General features: G+C 35.1%; 6 protein-coding genes. 4 read left to right on the forward strand and 2 right to left on the reverse strand.

Annotated features, from left to right (window positions below):
- Both VNJ50_RS13235 and VNJ50_RS13240 read left to right on the forward strand, forming a co-directional pair.
- The coding region (locus VNJ50_RS13235) for a hypothetical protein (protein WP_325582683.1) at positions 1-189 on the forward strand (189 nt) is incomplete at its 5' end.
- Between the two features lie 141 nt (positions 190-330).
- Positions 331-729, forward strand: coding sequence for a lipocalin family protein (locus tag VNJ50_RS13240; RefSeq protein ID WP_325582685.1), 399 nt, complete (start codon positions 331-333; stop codon positions 727-729).
- 102 nt (positions 730-831) lie between these two features.
- Here the strand turns inward: VNJ50_RS13240 and VNJ50_RS13245 are convergent, their stop codons facing one another.
- Both VNJ50_RS13245 and fahA read right to left on the reverse strand, forming a co-directional pair.
- On the reverse strand, positions 832-2,013 hold the full coding sequence (locus tag VNJ50_RS13245; protein ID WP_325582687.1) for a hypothetical protein: 1,182 nt from the start codon (positions 2,011-2,013) through the stop codon (positions 832-834).
- Between the two features lie 68 nt (positions 2,014-2,081).
- Positions 2,082-3,368, reverse strand: a complete 1,287-nt coding sequence (gene fahA / locus VNJ50_RS13250) for a fumarylacetoacetase (protein WP_325582689.1) — start codon at positions 3,366-3,368, stop codon at positions 2,082-2,084.
- 698 nt (positions 3,369-4,066) lie between these two features.
- On the opposite strand from fahA, the gene VNJ50_RS13255 reads away from it, so the two are divergent.
- Complete coding sequence (locus VNJ50_RS13255) at positions 4,067-5,500, forward strand: alanine/glycine:cation symporter family protein (protein WP_325582691.1); 1,434 nt, start codon at positions 4,067-4,069, stop codon at positions 5,498-5,500.
- A gap of 354 nt (positions 5,501-5,854) precedes the next feature.
- Positions 5,855-6,301, forward strand: a complete 447-nt coding sequence (locus VNJ50_RS13260; RefSeq protein WP_325582693.1) for a DUF420 domain-containing protein — start codon at positions 5,855-5,857, stop codon at positions 6,299-6,301.
- Positions 6,302-6,906: the final 605 nt, after the last annotated feature.

Raw genomic sequence — 6,906 nt, forward strand, 5'->3', positions numbered from 1 at the left:
AGAGTAGTTAGTGAAGGCCAGGTGGCAGGACAATATTTGAAGAAAAGTTTTATTGAAACTAGGGAAGGTAGTTTTGAAGAACATCCGTTGTATATGATTTGGGATAAAGAACATTATCAAATAAACATTCTTCTAAAAAGTCATACAAATACTAGTGAAATCATTTTTAAGCAGATTGCTAATTATTAAAAATGGTGTGGTTGTGGCGCATGACAGTCATGGTGGGATTAATAGATTGGGGTTAGGGGAGTTGGTGTAAGATATATTCTAAATTTTAAGGCAATTGGACGCAACCAATTACAATTTATGTATCTATAATAAAAGTTAATTATGAAAAAAATAGTATTTACCTTAATTACAGCTGGATTATTGTTGTCCTGTAATAACGACGATGATTCTAACTTAGATACCGATTTAATTGGAAAGTGGCAATTAATAGAAGTTTTATCAGATCCTGGAGATGGAAGTGGAACTTTTTCTTCTGTTGAAAGCGATAAAACTATAACTTTTAGAAATGGAGGAATCATTGTTTCTAATGGAAGCTTATGCGATATGGGTATAACTTCAGATAGGCCAACTTTTGGAACCTATTCCAGTTCTGAATCGACATTTAATTCAACAGATTGTAATAATTCAGAATATGATTTCGAATTTGAAAAGAATGGAAATATCTTGATTATTAAGTACCCTTGTATTGAACCTTGTCAAGCGAAATATAAAAGGATATAAAAAAGTTGTTTCTAGCAGTGTTAAGATTTGCATTTGTAAATCTTTTACGAAAAACTCCCTCATTTCGACAAGCTCAATGTCCAAAGAGGGAGTTTTTTTATTCTAACGTCGCATGCGATACGAACTTATAATCTGTTTTAGCTTCATTTTTAAATCTTCGCCCGTATCATAAACCATGTCTTCATTGGATGGAAACGGAACACGTCTGTTGCGTAGCAAATTGCGATCTTGCTGACTTAAAGCACGCTCGTCGCCGCTCACGGTGGCATAGATATGATCAAAAATAAATTCGCTGCTAATAGGAAAAACGTCTAAAGTCTGATTGGTTTTTAGATCCACATATACTACATCGGCAATGACTTGAGTTGATTTGAATTGTTGGAATTCAAAATAACGTGCTTTTACAGTGATGATATTGTCAATTTTTATGTCATTTCCTAAACTGTCTTTGGCTACGTTTCCGTTTTTGTCTTTTTGATATTTCCAGCCATCTACAATTTGCCGTTCTCGCAATAGTTGTTTTTCATTTAATTTTTCGGGCGAAATATTAATGCGTTTTAATTGCAGTGCCATCGCATAATCATAGTTTAGTTTTCTATCCCGTTTGGCATGATATACGGTCCAAAATTGATCTAATCCGTAAGTATCAAAATTTAGTAAGTCGTCTTCAAGACGTTTAGGAATCACTTGATCGGTTTGGTTTTCGATGGTTACAATCACGTAGTCCGTACCAAGATTGTGCGCTTTTTGCATCAAATTACGCACGTCTTTGTAATTCGGGTTGATCTGATCGATATATTGAAATTTGTTGAAGGCTTCCTTAATGTCGTATTTGTTGGGCGAGTTGAGCATTTGAGAGGCGTTGCGATACACATAATCAGAAACATTATTGCGCGATCCGGCAATGGCATTGGAATAATCTTTAAAATCGAAGCGCACTGGTTTGTTTCCAATACTTAGTGGCAGCACCGGCTTAATGGCTTCCTGACGGGCGTTTAATCCCAGATAAAGATCGTAGATGTTTTTATAATGTTCTGGATTGCCGTCTTTTTTAAGATGATCGATGCTCTGCAGATCGCGTTCTGTTGCTTTTACAAAAGCATTATGAAGCATAGCCACATAATCTTGTTTGCGCTCTTTGTTTCTGTTGGTCTCAAGCTTTCTTAAAGCATCGTTAATAGCCTGGTCGTAATTGCCAGAATGAAGTGATTTTTCAATTTGTTTTTTGCCGCCACAGGAAACAAGTAGTAAAATAAATGCGGTATAAAGTAGTTTTTCTTTCATGTATCTGATATTAAAAAACATGAAAACCGGTAAGTATCGATCTTCATGCTTTCAACTTCAATTTCAAGTTATTTCTTCTTATTATAAACAGGCAGCAACTGTGTTGAAACCTCACCAAAACCGATTCTGGTGCCGTCTTTTTCGCAATGGCCACGCATGATCACGGTATCAAAATCATTAATGAATTTGCGCTCTGAGCCGTCTTTCATTTTTATAGGTTTTTCACCTCGCCAAGTCAGTTCCAGCATCGATCCGTAGGAATCTTCCGTAGGCCCCGAAATGGTGCCACTTGCCATCATATCGCCTGAATTTACAGGGCAGCCGTTAACCGTATGGTGTGCCAATTGCTGAGACATGTTCCAGTACATATATTTAAAATTGGATTTGCTGACAATTGTTTCCTTGGCGTTTTTAGGGCGAATGGCTACTTCTAAATTGATGTCATAACCTTTTTTTCCTTTGGATTGCAAATACGGTAAAAGTGGTTTAATGGGTTTTGGGCCCGCTACTTTGAAAGGCTCCAAAGCGTCGAGTGTTACAATCCAAGGGGACATTGACGATGCAAAGTTTTTGGCCAAGAATGGTCCTAATGGCACATACTCCCATTTTTGGATATCGCGTGCTGACCAATCGTTAAAAAGGACCAATCCAAAAATATATTCTTCGGCTTCATTGACATCGATAGACTCGCCCAAATCGTTGGCATTGGTGGTGATGAATGCCATTTCCAATTCAAAATCAACCAGTTTTGAGGGTCCAAATATGGGTTCTGTGGCGCCTTCTGGCAGGGTTTGGCCTTGCGGTCTGTGGATTGGAATTCCTGATGGAATAATAGACGAGCTACGGCCATGATAACCCACGGGAATGTGCAGCCAGTTGGGCATCAGTGCGTTTTCAGGATCTCTAAACATAGTGCCTACATTGGTGGCATGCTCCTTACTTGAATAAAAATCGGTATAATCCCCAATATGTACCGGGAGTTGCATTTCAATTTCGTCCAATCTAAAACAAACAATCTCTTTATGCTTAACATTATGTTTTAGGGTGGTGTTGTTGCTGTCAAAAATTTCGGCAATTCGGCTTCTAACGGCACGCCATGTTTTTCGGCCGTCGGCAATAAAGTCGTTTAGAGAATCTTGCAGAAAAATATCATCCGTGAGCGGAATCCCATCAAAATAACCTAATTGGTGAAGTGCTCCAAGATCAATGGCGGTATCACCAATGCGTGTGCCAATGGTAATGATATCATTACGTGTTAAAAAAACGCCAAATGGAATGTTTTGTATAGGAAAGTCAGAGTTTTTTCCTACATGTAGCCATGAGGTTCTGTCCGGATTATTTGCTGCTAATGACATACTGTTTCAATATATTAGTTTAATATAAAATGTAGTCAAACCTACATATTTTTTTTAATTTAAAATAAATTTTAAGAAAAAATACATTAAGGATCAAAAATCGGATAAAATCATTTTACGAATAAAATTGAATCCAATAGGAATTTTGTGTTTTTGTGTATTTTCGAAGAATTAACACATTGATAAATAATTGTATATAAAATTTTGCTGGTTTGCTTGAATTTTGGATGTTTGGGAAGTCATTTTAAAATATCGGATAGTAAATGGTAATACTTAAAAATACAGATTATTGAAATTTAAAACAGAATTTAAAGTTACAAGAATAGGATTTAATCAAGATTTTATAAAGCCTTAAAAAGAGGAAATGAAAGAACTTTTCGAAACATTTAAACCACAAAATTCAATCATAAAAAAATACATTGCCTATTATTATGTGGACATCAAGCCTAATTTAAAGTTTAGGACAACGTGAAATTGTATTTCAACAAGAAAGTGAATTTTGACCAAGAATGGATGTTAAAAAACTTTCAAAAAAATCAAGATCGAGAACAAATTTGGATACATAAAATTGAATTAAAAATATAAAAATATCAACCATCTCCTTTTTAACTGTCATTTTGAAAATATTGAGAGAATTTTCCTTGTTGTTTAAGAAATTCTAAATACTTTAACCGATTAAAATTTGACAATATATTAACATGGAGAATATCATCGATCTACTAAATTCCATCATTTGGAGTAATGCTTTAATTGTTTTATGTATTTTCGGTGGATTATACTTTTCGATACGAACTCGTTTTGTTCAGATCCGATTAGTTAAAACCATGGCCAAGGAGTTATTTGCTGGTCAATCTTCGGACAAAGGCGTTAGTTCTTTTCAGGCTTTTGCTCTGGCCATTTCAGGACGCATTGGAACTGGTAACATTGCTGGAGTTGCAACAGCTATAGCAATAGGAGGTCCCGGTGCTATTTTTTGGATGTGGGTCGTAGCTTTTTTTGGTGCATCAACTGCTTATGTAGAAGCTACTTTGGGCCAAATTTATAAAGATGTACGCGGTGGAGAATATCGTGGAGGACCAGCTTATTATATTCTCAAAGGCCTGGGAATAAAGTGGTATGCAACTTTGTTTGCCATAATTACGATTATTAGCTGTGCGTTTTTCTTGCCAGGTGTTCAAAGCAATAGTTCTTCTGTTGCCATGAAATTGGCATTTAATATAGATCCACTTTATTCAGGAATTGCAACTGCGGTCTTGCTGGGCATTATAATTTTTGGAGGTGTTAGACGAATTGCAAAAGCTGCTGAATGGATTGTTCCCTTTATGGCAGTAGGTTATGTTTTGATGGCAGCTATTATTATCGGAATGAATATCGGTGAGGTTCCTGCTGTTTTTAAATTAATTTTTAATAGTGCTTTTGGTATAGATTCAACTTTTGGAGGAATCATTGGTTCTGCTATTGCGATGGGTGTAAAGCGAGGTTTATATTCCAATGAAGCGGGGCAAGGAACTGCGCCTCATGCCGCCGCCGCCGCCGAAGTTGATCATCCGGCAAAACAAGGATTGGTGCAAGCGTTCTCTATTTATATTGACACTTTATTTGTGTGTACGGCCACTGCCTTAATGATTCTGTTTTCGGGTCTATACAATGTTTCTGATGGGGCTGGAGGTTATTTGGTCAATACATTAGAAGGTGTTGATTCTGGTCCCGAATTCACGCAATATGCTATTGATCATTTTATTCCGGGTATCGGTGTTGGGTTTGTAGCTATTGCCTTATTTTTCTTCGTTTTTACAACTTTGATGGCATACTATTATATGGCCGAAACCAATTTGAACTTCATGTTTAAGGATAAAATCAATCCAATTGCATTGTTCATTTTACGAATTGCACTTTTGGCAACCATTGTTTTTGGATCAATGAATACGTCTGCACGTGCTTGGGATTTAGGCGATATTGGTGTAGGAATGATGGCTTGGCTTAACTTTATAGCCATTCTCTTATTACAAAAACCTGCTATTCGAGCATTGAGAGATTATGAGAAACAGAAAAAATTAAAAGGGAAAGTGAAATTTAATCCAACAGAATTAGGAATAAAAAATGCAGATGCTTGGACTAATAAAAAAGATTGAAATTAATATCACAAAAACTAAAACTGTCTTTAAAATAAATAGTTATCCTATATTTATTAGTCTATAAATTAAAGGGCTAAAAAATTGTCAAAGTTTGTTTTTCACCTCGAAAGATCACAACGTTTCCCTTCAATGTTTTTATGGCAATTGAACTAGCCAAAGATGGATTGAAGAACATTTGCTGAACGGTTGTTTATCCGAAAGCGTTTGAAGCTGTTTGATATCAATTGAAAACAAATAATTGATTCGATAAAATTGAAGATATCATATACGTTAAAACTTATTGACTATTTTCATTTCGTGAATTAACAAAAAGAGCAGTTTAGTAAATAGAAATCAAAAAGTAAAATGGATATGACAATTACAATTATGACCGCAGTTTTACTGCTAACCCTATTTTCTCCTTTTGGTGTTTATTATGCTGTCAAAAGGGCAAGAGTTAAAGATTATCAATCCCATCAAAAACTTCAAAACATCATCTTCATTGTTTGTGTTTTGGGTGTTTTACTTTTAGAAGGCTTGATTCGTTATTCGGGTGGTTCGGGAAGTTTGGCTTCCGAAAGCAAGTATTATGGCACCAGTTTTTTTAAAATTATTTTATACTCCCATATCATTGTTGCCGTTTTAAGTTATCTTATTTGGACTTTTTTGATTATAATTTCTAATATTCAATTTCGTAAAACCTTGCCAGGGAAATTATCAAAGCTCCATAAAAGTTGTGGCTTGATTATTTTTGGAGGTTTAATTTATACTGCAGTCACAGCATTGGCAGTTTATGTAATGAGTTTAAATTTGGTGTAAAGCTTCTTTGAATTCGAAACATAAAAAGTATGATATGACGGAACTTTCTTCTGAATATTGGAATACCCTTGCAAGCCAGCTCATTGTAATAAGTTCGCTTTTGTTCGGATTTTCTTTCTCAATGCTTATTCCAATTACAAATATGATTATTGAACAAAGGTTGAAAAGAAAATTATTCAGAGCACTAACAATGTAGACTTCTGGATTTATTGTTTCAATCTTTGCCATGATGAACTTATTATGTGAACGATTAAAGGCTATCCTTTTTCAGTTACAAATAGTTTATTGTTATTTCCACGAATAATCGGTATTGTTTCCTTTACGATAGGATTAATTTCAATCATTTATATGATCTCCTATATGATCTCCATTTCAGGACGAATAAACGATTTAAACTCAAAGTGGTTTTCGTTGACTGTTGGAGTAGTTTCTCTTATCTTAATAAATTTAATGTTGGGTTAAGTAATAACCATGGCATAAAAAGGACTGTGTTTTTAATCAATGTCTGTGCTGCGGCCAGAAATTTGTCTTAATGAAACTAATAATATGCCGCCCGACGCTACTGAATAGCACATTTTTATTGGTACACGACAATAAATTTATTT

It is taken from the genome of Gelidibacter sp. (assembly GCF_035577925.1).
Lineage (GTDB): Bacteria > Bacteroidota > Bacteroidia > Flavobacteriales > Flavobacteriaceae > Gelidibacter.